We start from the raw sequence: 16,228 nt of genomic DNA, 5'->3' as shown, positions 1-16,228 counted from the left end.
CCGTTGACAAATCTCGACAAGGTTCTCATAGTTTGAACAACGCAAACGTTTGCGAGATGTTTCACGAAGCACTCATTGAGTATCGTGATAGCTCGTATCAGTCCCCCGGGTGGGAAGGCTGCCGAAGGGGTCTTCGGTGCAAGCGTTGCTCACAATAATCATAAGATCGGAGTGAAACCATGAAGCTGCCATTCGCTGGACGTCTTCTTGCTGTCGCTGTGCTTGCCGCCGCATCCGCTGCCCTGCCTCTCTCCTCTGCATTTGCCGATGACGCCGCCAAACCCAAGGTCGGCCTAGTCATGAAATCCCTCGCCAATGAATTCTTCGTCACCATGCAGGACGGTGCCAAGACGTATCAGAAAGAGCACGCCGCCGATTTCGACATGATCACCAACGGGATCAAGAACGAAACCGACACCAGCGCGCAGATCGATATCGTCAACCAGATGATCCTCGCCAAGGTCAACGCCATCGTGATCGCGCCTGCTGATTCGAAGGCACTGGTCACCGTGCTGAAGAAGGCCTCCGATGCCGGTATCAAGGTCGTCAACATCGATAACCGCCTCGACCCGGATGTGCTTAAAAGCAAGAACCTCGATATCCCGTTCGTAGGCCCGGACAACCGTAAAGGCTCGAAACTGGTGGGTGACTACCTGGCCAAGCAACTGGCTTCGGGTGACAAGGTCGGCATTATCGAAGGTGTGCCGACCACCACCAACGCCCAGCAACGTACCGCAGGCTACAAGGATGCGATGGACGCTGCCGGCATGAAGATTGTGTCCACACAATCCGGCAACTGGGAAATCGACCAGGGCCAGAAAGTGGCGTCCGCCATGCTGAGCGAATACCCGGACCTCAAGGCCCTGCTGGCCGGTAACGACAACATGGCCCTGGGCGCGGTCTCCGCCGTGCGTGCGGCAGGCAAAGCCGGCAAGGTGCTGGTCGTAGGCTACGACAACATCGAAGCCATCAAGCCGATGCTGCAGGACGGTCGTGTGCTGGCGACCGCCGACCAGGCCGCTGCCAAGCAAGCCGTGTTCGGTATCCAGAATGCGCTCAAGCTGGTCAAGGGTGAGAAAGTCGATGCCAAGGACGGCGTGATCGAGACCCCGGTCGAACTCGTCCTCAAGAAGTAATTCCGGCAATACCCCAACAGCGCCCGCTCGTCCTGGGCGGGCGCCTGGAGATTTTCCTATGTCATCTTCCGCCCCGAACGCTGTCCTCTCGGTCAGCGGTATCGGCAAGACCTATGCCCAACCGGTTCTGTCCGACATCACCCTGACGCTCAATCGTGGGGAAGTGCTGGCGCTGACCGGTGAAAACGGCGCAGGCAAAAGTACCTTGTCGAAGATCATCGGCGGGCTGGTCACGCCGACCACCGGGCAGATGCAGTTCAACGGCCAGGATTATCGCCCTGGCAGCCGCACCCAGGCTGAAGAGCTGGGCGTGCGCATGGTCATGCAGGAACTCAACCTGCTGCCGACGCTGACCGTTGCCGAAAACTTGTTCCTGGATAACCTGCCCAGCCACTGCGGCTGGATCAGCCGCAAGCAACTGCGCAAGGCGGCGGTCGAGGCCATGGCCCAGGTCGGGCTGGACGCTATCGACCCTGACACTCTGGTTGGCAGCCTGGGCATTGGTCATCAGCAAATGGTCGAAATCGCACGCAACCTAATCGGCGATTGTCACGTACTGATCCTTGACGAACCCACGGCCATGCTCACGGCCCGTGAAGTCGAGATGCTGTTCGAACAGATCACCCGTCTGCAGGCCAGGGGCGTGGCGATCATCTATATTTCGCACCGGCTGGAAGAACTTGCCCGTGTTGCCCAGCGCATTGCGGTACTGCGCGACGGCAAGCTGGTCTGTGTCGAGCCGATGGCCAATTACAACAGCGAGCAACTGGTCACCTTGATGGTGGGGCGCGAGCTGGGCGAGCACATCGACCTGGGCCCGCGAACCATCGGGGGGCCGGCGCTGACCGTAAAAGGCCTGACCCGCTCGGACAAGGTCCGCGACGTGTCCTTTGAAGTGCGTGCGGGCGAGATCTATGGCATCTCCGGCCTGATCGGTGCCGGCCGTACTGAATTGTTGCGCCTGATCTTCGGCGCCGACCTGGCCGACAGCGGCACCGTGGCGCTCGGTTCGCCGGCCCAGGTGGTGAGCATCCGCTCGCCCGTGGACGCGGTAGGCCACGGCATTGCCCTGATCACCGAAGACCGCAAGGGTGAAGGGCTGCTGCTGACCCAGTCCATCAGCGCCAACATCGCCCTGGGCAATATGCCGGAAATCTCTGGCGGTGGGGTGGTCAACAGCCGCGACGAAACCGCCTTGGCCAAGCGTCAGATTGACGCCATGCGCATCCGCAGTTCCAGTCCGGCGCAGTTGGTCTCCGAACTGTCCGGCGGTAACCAGCAGAAGGTGGTGATTGGCCGCTGGCTGGAGCGCGACTGCTCGGTGATGCTGTTCGACGAGCCAACCCGCGGCATCGACGTGGGTGCCAAGTTCGATATTTATGCCTTGCTGGGCGAGTTGACCCGCCAGGGCAAAGCGCTGGTGGTGGTGTCCAGCGACCTGCGTGAGCTCATGCTGATCTGCGATCGCATCGGTGTATTGTCCGCCGGGCGCTTGATCGAGACGTTCGAGCGCGACAGCTGGACCCAGGATGAATTGCTCGCCGCCGCCTTCGCCGGCTATCAGAAACGTGATGCGCTGCTCAACGACGCAGTGCTTAGGGATACCCCATGAAAACCACAACCTCCCCTGGCAAGACCGGCGGCAACTTCTATGGCCTGGGTACCTACCTGGGTCTTGCGGGTGCCTTGCTGGCGATGATTGCGCTGTTCTCGGTGCTCAGCGATCACTTCCTGTCCTATGACACCTTCAGTACCCTGGCCAACCAGATTCCGGACCTCATGGTGCTGGCGGTGGGCATGACTTTCATCCTGATCATCGGCGGGATCGACCTGTCGGTGGGCTCGGTGCTGGCACTGGCTGCATCGGCCGTCAGCGTGGCGATCCTCGGCTGGGGCTGGAGCGTGTTGCCGGCTGCCGTACTGGGCATGGGCTGTGCGGCCTTGGCCGGCACCATCACCGGCTCGATCACCGTGGCCTGGCGCATTCCGTCGTTTATCGTCTCCCTCGGCGTGCTGGAAATGGCCCGGGGCGTCGCCTACCAGATGACCGGCTCGCGCACCGCCTACATCGGGGATTCATTTGCCTGGCTGTCCAACCCGATTGCCTTTGGTATCTCGCCGTCGTTCATCATCGCGTTGCTGGTGATCATCGTCGCGCAGCTGGTGTTGACCCGTACTGTGTTTGGTCGTTACCTGATCGGTATCGGCACCAACGAAGAGGCCGTGCGCCTGGCGGGGATCAATCCAAAGCCCTACAAGATCCTGGTGTTCAGCCTCATGGGCCTGCTGGCCGGCGTGGCGGCGCTGTTCCAGATTTCGCGCCTGGAAGCGGCGGACCCGAACGCCGGCTCCGGCCTGGAGCTGCAAGTGATTGCGGCTGTGGTGATCGGCGGCACCAGCCTGATGGGCGGGCGCGGCTCGGTAATCAGTACTTTCTTTGGTGTGTTGATTATTTCGGTACTGGCGGCTGGCCTGGCGCAGATCGGTGCCACGGAACCGACCAAGCGCATCATCACCGGTGCCGTGATCGTGATTGCCGTGGTACTCGATACCTACCGCAGCCGGCGCGCCAGTCGGCGGGGTTGAACCATGGCAACCATCAAGGATGTGGCAGCGCTTGCGGGTATTTCCTACACCACGGTGTCCCATGTGGTGAACAAGACCCGCCCGGTCAGTGAGCCGGTGCGTATCAAGGTTGAAGCGGCGATCAAGCAGCTCGACTACGTGCCCAGTGCCGTCGCGCGCTCACTCAAGGCCAAGACCACGGCCACCATCGGTTTGCTGGTGCCCAACAGCCTCAACCCGTATTTTGCAGAACTGGCTCGCGGCATCGAGGATTACTGCGAGCGTAACGGCTACTGCGTCATCCTGTGCAACTCCGACGACAACGCTGAAAAGCAGCGCAACTATTTGCGCGTGTTGCTGGAAAAGCGCATCGACGGCTTGATCGTCACATCGGTGGGCGGCGATGACAGTGGCCTCGCCGCCGGCTTGAGCGCAGTGCGCACGCCCATGGTGATCGTCGACCGGGCGCTGGATGGCATTGATGTGGACCTGGTGCGCATCGATCACGAGGAGGGCGCCTACCTGGCGACCCGGCACCTGCTCGAATTGGGCCATCGCGACATTGCTTGCATTGGCGGCCCTGCCCATACCCGTGTCGCGCAAATGCGTTTGGCGGGTTTTTACCGTGCGCTGCGCGAGGCCGGTGCCGAAGTGGCCGCCAACCGCACCCAGGAAAGCGATTTCACCAGCACGGGCGGTTATGCCGCCGCTGTGCAATTGCTGGCGCAAAACCCGCCCAGTGCGATTTTTGCCAGCAACGATATGATAGGTTTCGGCGTATTGCGTGCAGCGGCAGAGCGCAATATTCGCGTACCCGGCGAGCTGTCGGTGATCGGTTTCGATGACATTCAAATGAGCCGTTACGTCTACCCGGCGCTGACCACGGTCGGGCAGTCGATCGTGCAACTGGGCGAGACGGCCGCCGAGCTTTTACTGCGAAGAATTGCAACACCCCAAATGCCATTCGATCAACGCATCGTGACGCCGAGCATCGTGTTGCGTGAGTCGACGGCACCTGTCTCCGGTACGTTCGCCCAATACCGCTGAACCGAATTGATGAGTACTGATGTATGCCAGCAAAAGTAGTGGTAATAGGCAGCTTGAACATGGACCTGGTCACCCGTGCCAGCCGGTTGCCCCGTGCCGGTGAAACCTTGATCGGCCAGACATTCTCAACCGTACCTGGCGGCAAGGGTGCGAACCAGGCGGTAGCCTGCGCACGCTTGGGGGCCGATGTGTCGATGATCGGCTGTGTCGGCAGCGATGCCTATGGCATCCAGTTGCGCGATGCGTTGGTGGTGGAAGGCATCGATTGCCAGGCCGTCAGCACCGTGGACGGTTCCAGTGGCGTGGCCTTGATCGTGGTCGACGACAGCAGTCAGAACGCGATTGTGATCGTGGCGGGCAGTAACGGCGAACTGACGCCAGCCTCATTGCAGGCGTTTGATGCGGTGCTGCAGACGGCTGAGGTGATCGTCTGCCAGCTGGAAGTGCCGATGAATACGGTAGGCTATGCCCTCAAGCGCGGTCGTGAGCTGGGCAAGACGGTGATCCTCAACCCTGCACCGGCCAGCGCGCCGTTGCCGGCCGAGTGGTACGCCTCGATCGACTACCTGATCCCCAATGAAAGCGAAGCTGGCGCACTGAGTGGTGTGGCCGTCGACTCCATTGACAGTGCCAAGGCCGCGGCCACCCAACTGATCCTGGCGGGCGCCGGCAAAGTCATCGTCACCCTGGGCTCTCAGGGCGCACTGTTTACCGACGGCCAGAATTTCGAGCACCTGCATGCGCCCAAGGTCAAGGCGGTAGACACAACGGCAGCGGGTGATACGTTCGTCGGTGGCTTTGCTGCGGCGTTGGCCAACGGCAAGAGCGAGGCCGAGGCCATTCGTTTTGGCCAGGTCGCGGCGGCATTGTCGGTCACCCGCGCCGGTGCGCAGCCCTCTATTCCAACGCTGCACGACGTACAAGGTTTTGTGCCCTCATGAAAAAGACACCTCTGCTCAATATTGCCCTGTCGCGTGTGATCGCCTCCCTGGGGCACGGTGACATCCTCGTGATCGGTGACGCTGGCCTGCCGGTGCCGCCGGGTGTCGAGTTGATCGACCTGGCATTGACCCAGGGCATCCCGGATTTCATCAGCACCTTGCGTATCGTGCTCAGCGAGATGCAGGTTGAACGCCATGTGCTGGCGGAAGAAATCCTGCTCAAGCAACCACCGGCGCTGGTCGAGCTCAATGCGCTCACAGAGCAGGCGGCCCTCGGTGAGCGGCGCCTGGTCAGCCATGACGAATTCAAGCAGCTCAGCCACAAGGCGCGCGCGGTGGTGCGCACTGGTGAATGCCAGCCTTACTGCAATATCGCGCTGGTGTCCGGCGTAACGTTCTAGCGTTCTCAACGACAAGGAGTGTTTTATGCAATATGGTCTTCCCACCCTGAAAAACCTGTTCCGGAGTGTTCTGCTTTTGTCTGCGCTCACTGCTGCAAGCGCCCAGGCGGCGGAAAAAATCGACCTGATCATCGACACCGACCCAGGCGCCGATGATGTGGTGGCATTGTTGTTCGCCATGGCCTCCCAGGATGAGCTGAACATTCGCGCGCTCACCACCGTCGCCGGCAACGTGCGCCTGGACAAGACCTCCCGCAATGCACGCCTGGCCCGTGAATGGGCGGGGCGCGAGGATATCCCGGTGTACGCCGGTGCGCCCGCACCGCTGCTGCGCACGCCGATCTACGCCGAGAATATCCACGGTAAGGAAGGCATTTCCGGCGTCACCGTGCATGAGCCGAAAAAGGGCCTGGCGGACGGCAATGCCGTTGATTACCTGATCAATACCCTCAGCACTGCCAAGCCGCACAGCATCACCATCGCGATGCTCGGCCCGCAGACCAACCTGGCGCTGGCGCTGACCCAGGCACCGGAAATCACTCAGGGCATCAAGGAAGTGGTGGTAATGGGCGGCGCGCACTTCAACGGCGGCAATATCACGCCGGTGGCGGAGTTCAACCTGTTCGCCGACCCGGTCGCGGCTGAGATTGTGCTCAAGAGCGGCGTCAAGCTGACCTACCTGCCGCTGGACGTGACCCACAAGGTTCTGACCAGCGAAGCGCGCCTGAAAAAGATCGCCGACCTCAAGAACAACGCGAGCAAGGTGGTTGGCGATATTCTCAATGAATACGTCAAGGGCGACATGGAGCACTACGGTATTCCCGGCGGCCCGGTGCATGATGCAACCGTTATTGCCTACCTGCTCAAGCCTTCGCTGTTCAGCGGACGTGAGGTCAACGTGGTGGTGGACAGCCGTGAAGGCCCAACCTTCGGCCAGACCATTGTCGACTGGTACGACGGCCTGAAACAACCGAAGAACGCGTTCTGGGTGGAGAACGGTGATGCCCAGGGCTTCTTCGATCTGCTGACCGAGCGCCTGGCGCGTCTGAAGTGATGGGTTGACCGGTCCAGTCGGTTCTTATTCGCGCTCGGGGTCATGTGCCCCCATGTGATCGGCCGGGTATTTCTCGAATATCTGGCCGATGAACGCTTGGGCTGCCTGCGTACCCAGTTCCTTGACCAGCAGGTCGATGCCGATGATTGCCAATTCCTCTGGGCTGCCGGGGCTGTAGGAGCTTTGTCCTTGGGGCCACTTGGCTTTGATATCGGCTTGGAGCGTTACGGTGGTCATGTAGGTCTCACGGGGCTGAAAGTACTGGGCAATGCGCTGGAACGCGGTTCTTACCGGGCCAGTTAACCATTTTGCATCGCGTTTGGCACTGATACTTAGGCATGAGTCGATTCGGCATGACGCTGCTGCTGTGCGACACTGTCCGCCTGTTTAATTGCCGGGGACACCACGTGCAGATCGATTTGAACAACCCCGAGAACCTGACGCTGGCGAATGTGCGCCAGCTCCTCGCCAGTGCCAGTGACGATGAACATGCCCAATTGCGGGTGACCAAGGCCGGAATTGCCTATATCTCTTCAGGGAGGGTTGTCGGTGGCGTTGATATCGATGGGCTGCTGTTCCGGCTGGAGACTTGGGCCAAGGGTTCCGGATACGTAGGGAATGTGGCCGCCAGTGATGAAGTCTGGGTGACACAGATCTTCAATGCACTGAAGGAAAACTGGCCGAAGCCTGCGTTCGACTACATCGACATCTATTGAGCACATTCATATCCGGTCACGATTGAACGGGCGAATGCCTGTCCCGACTCAGGCAAACTTGCCCGGCGGCGGTTTACGTCTTGAAACCAATCCGCACAATCGCTGTCGCACGATCTCTGTCCATTTTTATCATAGGAGGCTTCATGCCTTGGAAGCTCGCATCATTCGGTACTTTGTTGGCGGCACTTGCGTTGGCGGGTTGCAGCACCCCGGGTGCCTCTGAGCCAGGCAAAGACGCCACCGTGACCGACGCCGGTCATAGCCGCTGTGAGTCGAAGGCCGCCGAATTCACGATCGGCCAGAAAGCCTCGCCCGAGTTGCTGGAGCAGGCGCGTACCCGTGCCGGTGCGCAGAACGCGCGGATCCTCAAGCCGAATGACATGATCACCCTGGAGTACCGCTCCGACCGCCTCAACCTGAACACCGATGACAACCTGGTGATCACGCGGGTCAATTGCGGCTAAGTCTCTCAAGGCTTTTGCAGTGCCCATAAAAAACCCCGTCACATGGACGGGGTTTTTTTAGCTCAGCGGAGAATTACTCGCCGCGAACCTGTGCAGCTTGCATACCCTTTTGGCCTTTCTCAGCCACGAAGGAAACGGTTTGGCCTTCTTTCAGGCTTTTGAAACCGTCGCTTTCGATAGCTTTGAAGTGTACGAACAGGTCGTCACCGCCACCTTGAGGAGTGATGAAGCCGAAGCCTTTTTCATCGTTGAACCATTTAACGGTGCCGGTTTGGCGATTAGACATGGTGTATCTCCAAGAAACATATATTTTCAGTAGTGCTGTGCTGCTCAGGCCAACTGGGCACACCGGGCTATCATAGTCGAAATGTTCGGCTTGGGAGCCCCCCCAAGGCATTGTTTGCTAATCAATAGCGTTGCGTTTAGTCCCTGTTCCGGCTGAAAGCCCCGATCCACGGGGCTTTCGCCCGAAATATCAACTGGTAAAAAAAGCCGTAAAAGCTGCGTAATTTGTGAGAAATGGCAGTTTTACAGCCGTTTTACCGGTAAAAAAATCGTCTGATCTGTGGCGGATCTTACTTTTTCTTAACGACTTTGCAGGACGAAATAGCCGCGACTGCTTTGTTTTTAAGCTCCGGGCTGGCGTTCTGGTTGGTCATGAGCTCTTTGATTTCCGCGGTGCTCAATTCGGCGTTGATCTTGTCGGCGCCACATTCGCAGTGGGCTTTGGCAGTTTTGACGTCTACGTTCTGGCTGGCGGCTGCGCTGCAATCGCTGACGAAGCTGTCACGGGCACCGGCTGGCCAGTTGGACGGAGCGGCCGCCTGTGCACCGAGGGAAAGAAGGGTCAGGGAAGCGGCGAGAGCGAGGGTAGAGGTAAAACGCATCATGAGGATGCTCCTTTGGGTCGAGGACGAACGGCGATTCTCAGTGGGTTTGAGGCATTGCGTACAGCTCAAGTTCACTTTTGCAGCTATAAATGGCGGATTTTGTCGTAACGCAAGATAGCAGCGCCGCGATGACCGTTCATCTGTGCTAGCATCTTGCGCTTGGCTATTTCCAGGCGTGCCAATTGCCGCCTTGCCAGGTTCTTTTTAGCTCACTCCAGTCACTCTGGTTCGATTATCGGTTGGCCGAAAGGCTCCTGCCGCTGTAAGGCAGGCGTTCATCATTGAACGGCCTGGTGTTGGATCTTGTACTGGCTCATCCCAACCCACGTGACCTTTGGTAGGGGTCACCACTAGGAGAGGAGGCGCCATGCCAACTATTACTCTTCCCGACGGCAGTCAACGTTCATTCGATCATCCGGTTTCCGTAGCCGAGGTCGCCGCATCCATTGGTGCAGGCCTGGCCAAGGCCACTGTGGCCGGCAAGGTCGACGGCAAGCTGGTCGATGCCAGCGACCTGATCACCTCCGATGCCAGCCTGCAAATCATCACGCCCAAGGATCAAGAGGGGCTGGAGATCATTCGCCACTCTTGCGCGCACTTGATTGGCCATGCGGTCAAGCAGCTGTACCCCACCGCGAAGATGGTGATCGGTCCCGTCATTGAAGAAGGCTTCTATTACGACATTGCCTACGAGCGTCCTTTCACTCCGGACGACCTGGCTGCCATCGAACAACGCATGCACGCGCTGATCGAAAAAGACTACGACGTGATCAAGAAGGTCACGCCGCGCGCCGAAGTGATCGACGTGTTCACCGCCCGTGGCGAAGACTACAAACTGCGCCTGGTGGAAGACATGCCGGACGAGCAGGCCATGGGCCTGTACTACCACGAAGAATACGTCGACATGTGCCGTGGCCCGCACGTGCCGAACACACGCTTTCTCAAGTCCTTCAAGCTGACCAAGCTGTCCGGCGCCTACTGGCGTGGGGACGCGAAGAACGAGCAACTGCAGCGGATCTATGGCACTGCCTGGGCTGACAAGAAGCAACTGGCGGCCTACATCCAGCGCATCGAAGAAGCCGAGAAACGCGACCACCGCAAGATCGGCAAGCGCCTGAACCTGTTCCACCTCCAGGAAGAAGCGCCGGGCATGGTGTTCTGGCATCCGAACGGTTGGACCCTGTACCAGGTGCTCGAGCAATACATGCGCAAAGTTCAGCGCGAAAATGGCTACCTGGAGATCAAGACACCTCAGGTCGTTGACCGCAGCCTGTGGGAAAAGTCCGGGCACTGGGCCAACTACGCCGACAACATGTTCACCACCCAGTCGGAAAACCGCGACTACGCCATCAAGCCCATGAACTGCCCTTGCCACGTGCAGGTGTTCAACCAGGGCCTGAAGAGCTACCGCGAGTTGCCGATGCGCCTGGCCGAGTTCGGTGCCTGCCACCGTAACGAGCCATCGGGTGCGCTGCACGGCATCATGCGCGTGCGTGGTTTTACCCAGGACGACGCCCACATCTTCTGCACCGAGGAGCAGATGCAGGCCGAATCAGCCGCGTTCATCAAGCTGACCATGGACGTTTATCGTGATTTCGGCTTTACCGAAGTCGAGATGAAGCTGTCCACTCGTCCGGAAAAACGCGTCGGCTCCGACGAACTGTGGGACCGCGCCGAAGCGGCACTGGCCGCTGCGCTCGACAGTGCGGGCCTTGCGTACGACCTGCAACCGGGCGAGGGCGCTTTCTACGGTCCGAAGATCGAGTTCTCGCTGAAAGATTGCCTTGGCCGCGTCTGGCAGTGTGGTACCCTGCAGCTCGATTTTAACCTGCCGATCCGTCTGGGAGCCGAATACGTCTCCGAAGACAACAGCCGTAAGCACCCGGTTATGCTGCACCGGGCGATCCTTGGCTCGTTCGAACGGTTCGTCGGGATCCTGATCGAGCACTACGAGGGTGCATTCCCTGCGTGGCTGGCTCCGACCCAGGCAGTGATCATGAATATCACTGATAAACAGGCAGATTTTGCCGCTGAAGTTGAAAAAACACTCAACGAAAGCGGATTTCGTGCCAAGTCCGACTTGAGAAATGAAAAGATCGGCTTTAAAATCCGCGAGCATACTTTGCTCAAGGTTCCCTATCTTTTGGTTATCGGAGATCGGGAAGTCGAGATGCAGACTGTCGCTGTGCGTACTCGTGAAGGTGCTGACCTGGGCTCGATGCCCGTCGCCCAGTTCGCTGAGTTCCTCGCGCAAGCGGTTTCCCGGCGTGGTCGCCCAGATTCGGAGTAATTATTATTAAGCGTGAAATGAGACAAGATAAACGAGCTGCACCGAAAGCCCCGATCAACGAGAATATCTCGGCACGCGAGGTTCGGTTAATTGGCGCTGACGGCGAGCAGATTGGCATCGTCTCGATTGATGAAGCGCTTCGTATCGCTGAAGAGTCCAAACTGGACCTGGTGGAAATCTCCGCCGACGCAGTCCCGCCTGTTTGCCGGGTGATGGACTACGGCAAGTCGATCTTCGAAAAGAAGAAGCAGATTGCTGCGGCGAAGAAGAACCAGAAGCAGATTCAAGTAAAAGAAATCAAGTTTCGTCCAGGGACGGAGGAAGGGGATTACCAGGTAAAACTGCGCAACCTGGTACGTTTCCTGAGTGATGGGGACAGGGCCAAGGTATCCTTGCGATTCCGCGGCCGTGAGATGGCCCACCAGGAGCTGGGGATGGAACTCCTCAAGCGGGTTGAAGCTGACCTGCTCGAGTACGGTTCGGTCGAACAGCATCCTAAGATGGAAGGACGCCAGCTGATCATGGTCATCGCCCCGAAAAAGAAGAAGTAATCAACAGGGCACGGCAGGCCTTCTGATTATGTTTATCAACTGAATGCGGAGTATCCGAACATGCCAAAGATGAAGACTAAAAGTGGTGCTGCTAAGCGGTTTCTGAAAACTGCTAACGGTATCAAGCACAAGCACGCTTTCAAGAGCCACATCCTGACCAAAATGTCGACCAAGCGTAAGCGTCAACTGCGCGGTAGCAGCTTGCTGCATCCGTCTGACGTGGCAAAAGTCGAGCGCATGCTGCGCCTTCGTTAATTTTTGGATCAAGAATAGAGGAAGTAACTCATGGCTCGTGTAAAGCGTGGCGTCATTGCCCGTAAGCGTCACAAAAAAATTCTGAAACTTGCTAAAGGCTACTACGGCGCGCGTTCACGCGTATTCCGTGTTGCCAAGCAAGCGGTAATCAAGGCAGGCCAATACGCCTACCGTGACCGTCGTCAGAAAAAACGTCAGTTCCGCGCTCTGTGGATCGCTCGTATCAACGCTGGTGCACGTGTTAACGGTCTGTCCTACAGCCGTTTCATCGCTGGCCTGAAAAAAGCGTCCATCGAGATCGACCGTAAGGTTCTGGCTGATCTGGCAGTGAACGAAAAAGCGGCGTTTGCTGCGATTGTCGAGAAAGCTAAAGCCACCTTGGCTTAAGTACCCCCGACAGTCACCCTGGGTTACGCTGTAGCCCAAGGTGTTAAACGTCATAAATAGGGGAAGAGCCTTCAAGCTCTTCCCCTATTTTGTATCTGGAGTCTGTACATGGAAAACCTGGACGCGCTCGTCGCTCAAGCCCTTGAGGCTGTGCAAAGCGCTGAAGATGTAAATGCCCTGGAGCAAATCCGGGTTCACTACCTTGGCAAAAAAGGTGAATTGACTCAGGTGATGAAGACCCTGGGGAATTTGCCGGCTGAAGAGCGCCCGCAAGTCGGTGCGCTGATCAACGTCGCCAAGGAGCGTGTCACAGAGGTGCTCAATGCGCGCAAGGCGTCGCTCGAGGAGGCCGATCTTGCGGCCAAGCTCGCCGCCGAGTCCATTGACGTAACCCTGCCTGGCCGTGGTCAGGCCTCGGGCGGTCTGCATCCGATCACCCGGACTCTGGAACGTATCGAACAGTTCTTCACCCATATCGGCTACGGCATCGCCGAAGGCCCTGAGGTCGAAGACGATTATCACAACTTCGAGGCGCTCAACATCCCAGGCCACCACCCGGCCCGGTCGATGCACGACACCTTCTATTTCAACGCGAACATGTTGTTGCGCACCCATACCTCGCCGGTACAGGTCCGCACCATGGAAGCGAACAAGCCGCCGATCCGCATCGTCTGCCCAGGCCGTGTATACCGCAGCGACTCCGATATCACCCACTCGCCGATGTTTCACCAGGTCGAAGGCCTGCTGGTTGATCGCGATATCAACTTCGCCGACCTCAAGGGCACCATCGAAGAATTCCTGCGGGTGTTCTTCGAGAAGGAGCTGGCGGTACGTTTCCGTCCATCGTTCTTCCCGTTCACCGAGCCGTCCGCTGAAGTCGATATGGAATGCGTGATGTGCAGTGGTAAAGGCTGCCGCGTCTGCAAACAGACCGGCTGGCTGGAAGTGATGGGCTGCGGCATGGTTCACCCCAACGTGCTGCGCATGTCCGGTATCGATCCGGAAGAATTCTCGGGCTTTGCCTTCGGCATGGGTGTAGAGCGTCTGGCCATGCTGCGTTACGGCGTGAACGACTTGCGTCTGTTCTTCGACAACGACTTGCGGTTCCTCGCGCAATTTCGCTAGTCGTAACGAATCTTTAGGAGAGCAGGATGAAATTCAGTGAACAATGGCTGCGTGGCTGGGTAAGCCCGCAGGTTAGTCGCGACGAGCTGGTTGCGCGTCTGTCGATGGCCGGTCTTGAGGTCGATAGCGTTACGCCGGCCGCCGGTGTTTTCAGTGGCGTGGTGGTAGGCGAGGTGCTGAGCACCGAGCAGCATCCCGACGCTGACAAATTGCGCGTATGCCAAGTGAGCAATGGCGCGGAAACCTTCCAGGTCGTGTGCGGAGCGCCCAATGTGCGCCCGGGCCTGAAGATCCCGTTCGCCATGATCGGTGCCGAGTTGCCGGGCGACTTCAAGATCAAGAAGGCCAAGCTGCGTGGCGTTGAATCCAACGGCATGCTGTGTTCCCAGGCGGAGCTGCAGGTCGGCGAGGGCAATGATGGCCTGATGGAACTGCCGGCCGACGCGCCCGTGGGCCAGGACATCCGCGTTTACCTGGAACTGGAAGACGCCAGCATCGAGGTCGACCTGACCCCGAACCGTGGCGACTGCCTGTCCCTGGCTGGCCTGGCGCGTGAAGTGGGCGCTTTGTACAACGCCCCGGTCACTCGTCCGGTCGTTGCAGCTGTACTCGCTGTGCACGACGAAGTACGTCCGATCGACGTGCTGGCCCCCAACGCCTGCCCACGTTACCTGGGCCGGGTGATCCGCAACGTCGACCTGTCCAGGCCCACCCCGCTGTGGATGGTTGAACGCCTGCGCCGCGCTGACGTGCGCAGCATCGACGCTGCCGTCGACATCACCAACTACGTGATGCTGGAGCTGGGGCAACCGCTGCACGCGTTCGACCTTGCCGAAATCAACGGCGGCATCCGTGTGCGCATGGCGGAAGACGGCGAGAAGCTGGTGCTGCTCGATGGTCAGGAAGTCAACCTTCGCGCAGACACCCTGGTTATCGCCGACCACTCCCGCGCCCTGGCGATTGCCGGCGTGATGGGTGGCGAGCACAGCGGCGTATCCGCTACCACTCGCGACGTATTCCTCGAAAGCGCATTCTTCGACCAGATCGCTATCGCCGGCAAGGCCCGTTCCTATGGCCTGCACACCGACGCGTCGCACCGCTATGAGCGCGGCGTGGACTGGAACCTCGCCCGTGAAGCCATGGAGCGCGCCACTGGCCTGCTGCTGGAAATCACTGGCGGCGAAGCCGGCCCGATCACCGAAACCGTCAACAAGCAGTTCCTGCCATCGGTTGCGCCGATCACCCTGCGTGCCAAAAGTGTTGAGCAGATGCTTGGCCTGGTGATCGAACCGGCTGAAATCGAGCAACTGTTGTCCGCCCTCGGCCTGGGCATTTCCGCCGGTGGGGAAGGGCAGTGGAGCGTTGAAGTACCAAGCCATCGCTTCGATATCAGCCTGGAAGTCGACCTGATCGAAGAGCTGGCCCGCCTCTACGGCTACAACCGCCTGCCGGTTCGTTACCCGCAAGCGCGCCTGGCGCCGCAACCCAAGGCCGAGGCGCGTGCGCACCTGCCTGAGCTGCGTCGCCTGCTGGTTGCCCGTGGCTACCAGGAAGCGGTGACCTACAGTTTCATCGATCCCAAGCAGTTCGAACTGTTCAACCCTGGCGTCGAGCCGCTGCTGTTGGCGAACCCGATCTCCAACGACATGGCGGCCATGCGTTCGTCCCTGTGGCCAGGCCTGGTGAAAGCACTTTCCCATAACCTGAACCGTCAGCAAGACCGCGTGCGCATGTTTGAGAGCGGCCTGCGTTTCGTTGGCCAGCTCGATGGCCTGAAGCAAGAGCCAATGCTGGCTGGCGTGGTGTGCGGTAGCCGCCTGCCGGAAGGTTGGGCGCAGGGCCGCGATGCCGTGGACTTCTTCGACGTCAAGGCTGACGTGGAAGCGGTGCTGGGCTTTGCCGGTGCACTGGACGCCTTCACCTTCGTACCAGGCAGCCATCCGGCGTTGCACCCAGGCCAGACAGCACGCATCGAGCGCGAAGGGCGTTTGGTAGGTTTCGTCGGTGCCCTTCACCCTGAACTGTCGAAAACCCTCGGCCTTGATCGTCCGGTGTTTGTGTTCGAACTGGTCCTGGCTGAAGTGGCTTCGGGCAAAATGCCTAAATTCAGCGAGCTGTCGCGCTTCCCTGAAGTGCGCCGTGACCTGGCGCTGATTGCCGACCGTGACGTGGCTGCCACTGCCGTTCTGGATGTAATCCGTGAAAATGCAGGGGAATGGCTGACAGACCTCAGGCTATTTGACGTCTATCAGGGTAAAGGTATTGATCCGCATAGAAAAAGCCTTGCAGTTGGCTTGACCTGGCAGCATCCATCGCGCACTCTTAATGACGATGAGGTGAATGCCACGACACAAAATATCCTCACCTCGCTCGAACAAAGGTTGAACGCCACGTTAAGGAAGTGAC

General features: G+C 59.1%; 18 protein-coding genes. 15 read left to right on the top strand and 3 right to left on the bottom strand.

Annotated features, from left to right (window positions below):
• The first annotated feature begins 179 nt into the window (after nucleotides 1-179).
• Genes AC3WP7_RS22905 through AC3WP7_RS22875 form a run of 7 tightly spaced genes read left to right on the top strand, consistent with a single transcriptional unit; the run spans nucleotide 180 to nucleotide 7,144 of the window.
• Nucleotides 180-1,136, top strand: a complete 957-nt coding sequence (locus AC3WP7_RS22905) for a sugar ABC transporter substrate-binding protein (protein ID WP_092250390.1) — start codon at nucleotides 180-182, stop codon at nucleotides 1,134-1,136.
• A 58-nt stretch (nucleotides 1,137-1,194) separates the two neighbouring features.
• The gene (locus tag AC3WP7_RS22900; RefSeq protein WP_071492193.1) at nucleotides 1,195-2,748 is read left to right on the top strand and encodes a sugar ABC transporter ATP-binding protein; all 1,554 of its coding nucleotides are present in this window, start codon (nucleotides 1,195-1,197) and stop codon (nucleotides 2,746-2,748) included.
• Nucleotides 2,745-3,722 (top strand): ABC transporter permease, encoded by a 978-nt coding sequence (locus tag AC3WP7_RS22895; RefSeq protein ID WP_017528200.1) that lies wholly within the window; start codon nucleotides 2,745-2,747, stop codon nucleotides 3,720-3,722. Before AC3WP7_RS22900 ends, AC3WP7_RS22895 begins: the two co-directional genes overlap by 4 nt.
• A 3-nt stretch (nucleotides 3,723-3,725) precedes the next feature.
• Entirely contained in the window at nucleotides 3,726-4,748 is a 1,023-nt protein-coding gene (locus AC3WP7_RS22890; protein ID WP_092250393.1) for a LacI family DNA-binding transcriptional regulator, read from the top strand.
• Nucleotides 4,749-4,771: 23 nt separating this feature from the next.
• Entirely contained in the window at nucleotides 4,772-5,689 is a 918-nt protein-coding gene (rbsK, locus tag AC3WP7_RS22885; protein WP_092250396.1) for a ribokinase, read from the top strand.
• The gene (gene rbsD, locus AC3WP7_RS22880) at nucleotides 5,686-6,090 is read left to right on the top strand and encodes a D-ribose pyranase (protein WP_071492190.1); all 405 of its coding nucleotides are present in this window, start codon (nucleotides 5,686-5,688) and stop codon (nucleotides 6,088-6,090) included. Before rbsK ends, rbsD begins: the two co-directional genes overlap by 4 nt.
• Before the next feature lie 25 nt (nucleotides 6,091-6,115).
• On the top strand, nucleotides 6,116-7,144 hold the full coding sequence (locus AC3WP7_RS22875; RefSeq protein WP_071492189.1) for a nucleoside hydrolase: 1,029 nt from the start codon (nucleotides 6,116-6,118) through the stop codon (nucleotides 7,142-7,144).
• Nucleotides 7,145-7,168: 24 nt separating this feature from the next.
• Here the strand turns inward: AC3WP7_RS22875 and AC3WP7_RS22870 are convergent, their stop codons facing one another.
• Entirely contained in the window at nucleotides 7,169-7,381 is a 213-nt protein-coding gene (locus AC3WP7_RS22870; protein WP_010209115.1) for a hypothetical protein, read from the bottom strand.
• A 170-nt stretch (nucleotides 7,382-7,551) separates the two neighbouring features.
• On the opposite strand from AC3WP7_RS22870, the gene AC3WP7_RS22865 reads away from it, so the two are divergent.
• Complete coding sequence (locus AC3WP7_RS22865; RefSeq protein ID WP_071492213.1) at nucleotides 7,552-7,860, top strand: hypothetical protein; 309 nt, start codon at nucleotides 7,552-7,554, stop codon at nucleotides 7,858-7,860.
• A gap of 143 nt (nucleotides 7,861-8,003) precedes the next feature.
• Nucleotides 8,004-8,324 carry an I78 family peptidase inhibitor gene (locus AC3WP7_RS22860; protein WP_092250399.1) on the top strand — a complete coding sequence of 107 codons (321 nt, stop codon included), beginning with the start codon at nucleotides 8,004-8,006 and terminating at the stop codon, nucleotides 8,322-8,324.
• Nucleotides 8,325-8,397: 73 nt separating this feature from the next.
• On the opposite strand, the gene AC3WP7_RS22855 is transcribed toward AC3WP7_RS22860, so the two are convergent.
• Nucleotides 8,398-8,610 (bottom strand): cold-shock protein, encoded by a 213-nt coding sequence (locus AC3WP7_RS22855; RefSeq protein WP_003234260.1) that lies wholly within the window; start codon nucleotides 8,608-8,610, stop codon nucleotides 8,398-8,400.
• 289 nt (nucleotides 8,611-8,899) lie between these two features.
• The gene (locus AC3WP7_RS22850) at nucleotides 8,900-9,214 is read right to left on the bottom strand and encodes a hypothetical protein (protein WP_016978147.1); all 315 of its coding nucleotides are present in this window, start codon (nucleotides 9,212-9,214) and stop codon (nucleotides 8,900-8,902) included.
• Between the two features lie 367 nt (nucleotides 9,215-9,581).
• On the opposite strand from AC3WP7_RS22850, the gene thrS reads away from it, so the two are divergent.
• The 6 genes from thrS to pheT all read left to right on the top strand — a co-directional run bounded on the left by thrS (nucleotide 9,582) and on the right by pheT (nucleotide 16,227).
• The gene (gene thrS / locus AC3WP7_RS22845; protein ID WP_003192490.1) at nucleotides 9,582-11,504 is read left to right on the top strand and encodes a threonine--tRNA ligase; all 1,923 of its coding nucleotides are present in this window, start codon (nucleotides 9,582-9,584) and stop codon (nucleotides 11,502-11,504) included.
• Nucleotides 11,504-12,055 carry a translation initiation factor IF-3 gene (gene infC, locus AC3WP7_RS22840; protein WP_169850653.1) on the top strand — a complete coding sequence of 184 codons (552 nt, stop codon included), beginning with the start codon at nucleotides 11,504-11,506 and terminating at the stop codon, nucleotides 12,053-12,055. The genes thrS and infC overlap by 1 nt, the downstream gene beginning before the upstream one ends.
• A gap of 60 nt (nucleotides 12,056-12,115) precedes the next feature.
• A complete protein-coding gene (gene rpmI, locus AC3WP7_RS22835) occupies nucleotides 12,116-12,310 on the top strand; it encodes a 50S ribosomal protein L35 (protein WP_002553160.1) in 195 nt (64 codons plus the stop codon).
• Nucleotides 12,311-12,340: 30 nt separating this feature from the next.
• A complete protein-coding gene (gene rplT, locus AC3WP7_RS22830) occupies nucleotides 12,341-12,697 on the top strand; it encodes a 50S ribosomal protein L20 (protein WP_002553161.1) in 357 nt (118 codons plus the stop codon).
• Between the two features lie 108 nt (nucleotides 12,698-12,805).
• Nucleotides 12,806-13,822: a phenylalanine--tRNA ligase subunit alpha gene (pheS, locus tag AC3WP7_RS22825; protein ID WP_003192486.1), complete on the top strand. Its 1,017-nt coding sequence runs from the start codon at nucleotides 12,806-12,808 to the stop codon at nucleotides 13,820-13,822.
• Nucleotides 13,823-13,848: 26 nt separating this feature from the next.
• Nucleotides 13,849-16,227 (top strand): phenylalanine--tRNA ligase subunit beta, encoded by a 2,379-nt coding sequence (pheT, locus tag AC3WP7_RS22820; RefSeq protein WP_093528207.1) that lies wholly within the window; start codon nucleotides 13,849-13,851, stop codon nucleotides 16,225-16,227.
• Nucleotide 16,228: the final 1 nt, after the last annotated feature.

The sequence above is a fragment of the Pseudomonas sp. FW305-3-2-15-C-LB1 genome (assembly GCF_058787615.1).
Note: the sequence above shows the minus strand (reverse complement) of the source record. Positions and strands in the feature narration are given on the sequence as shown.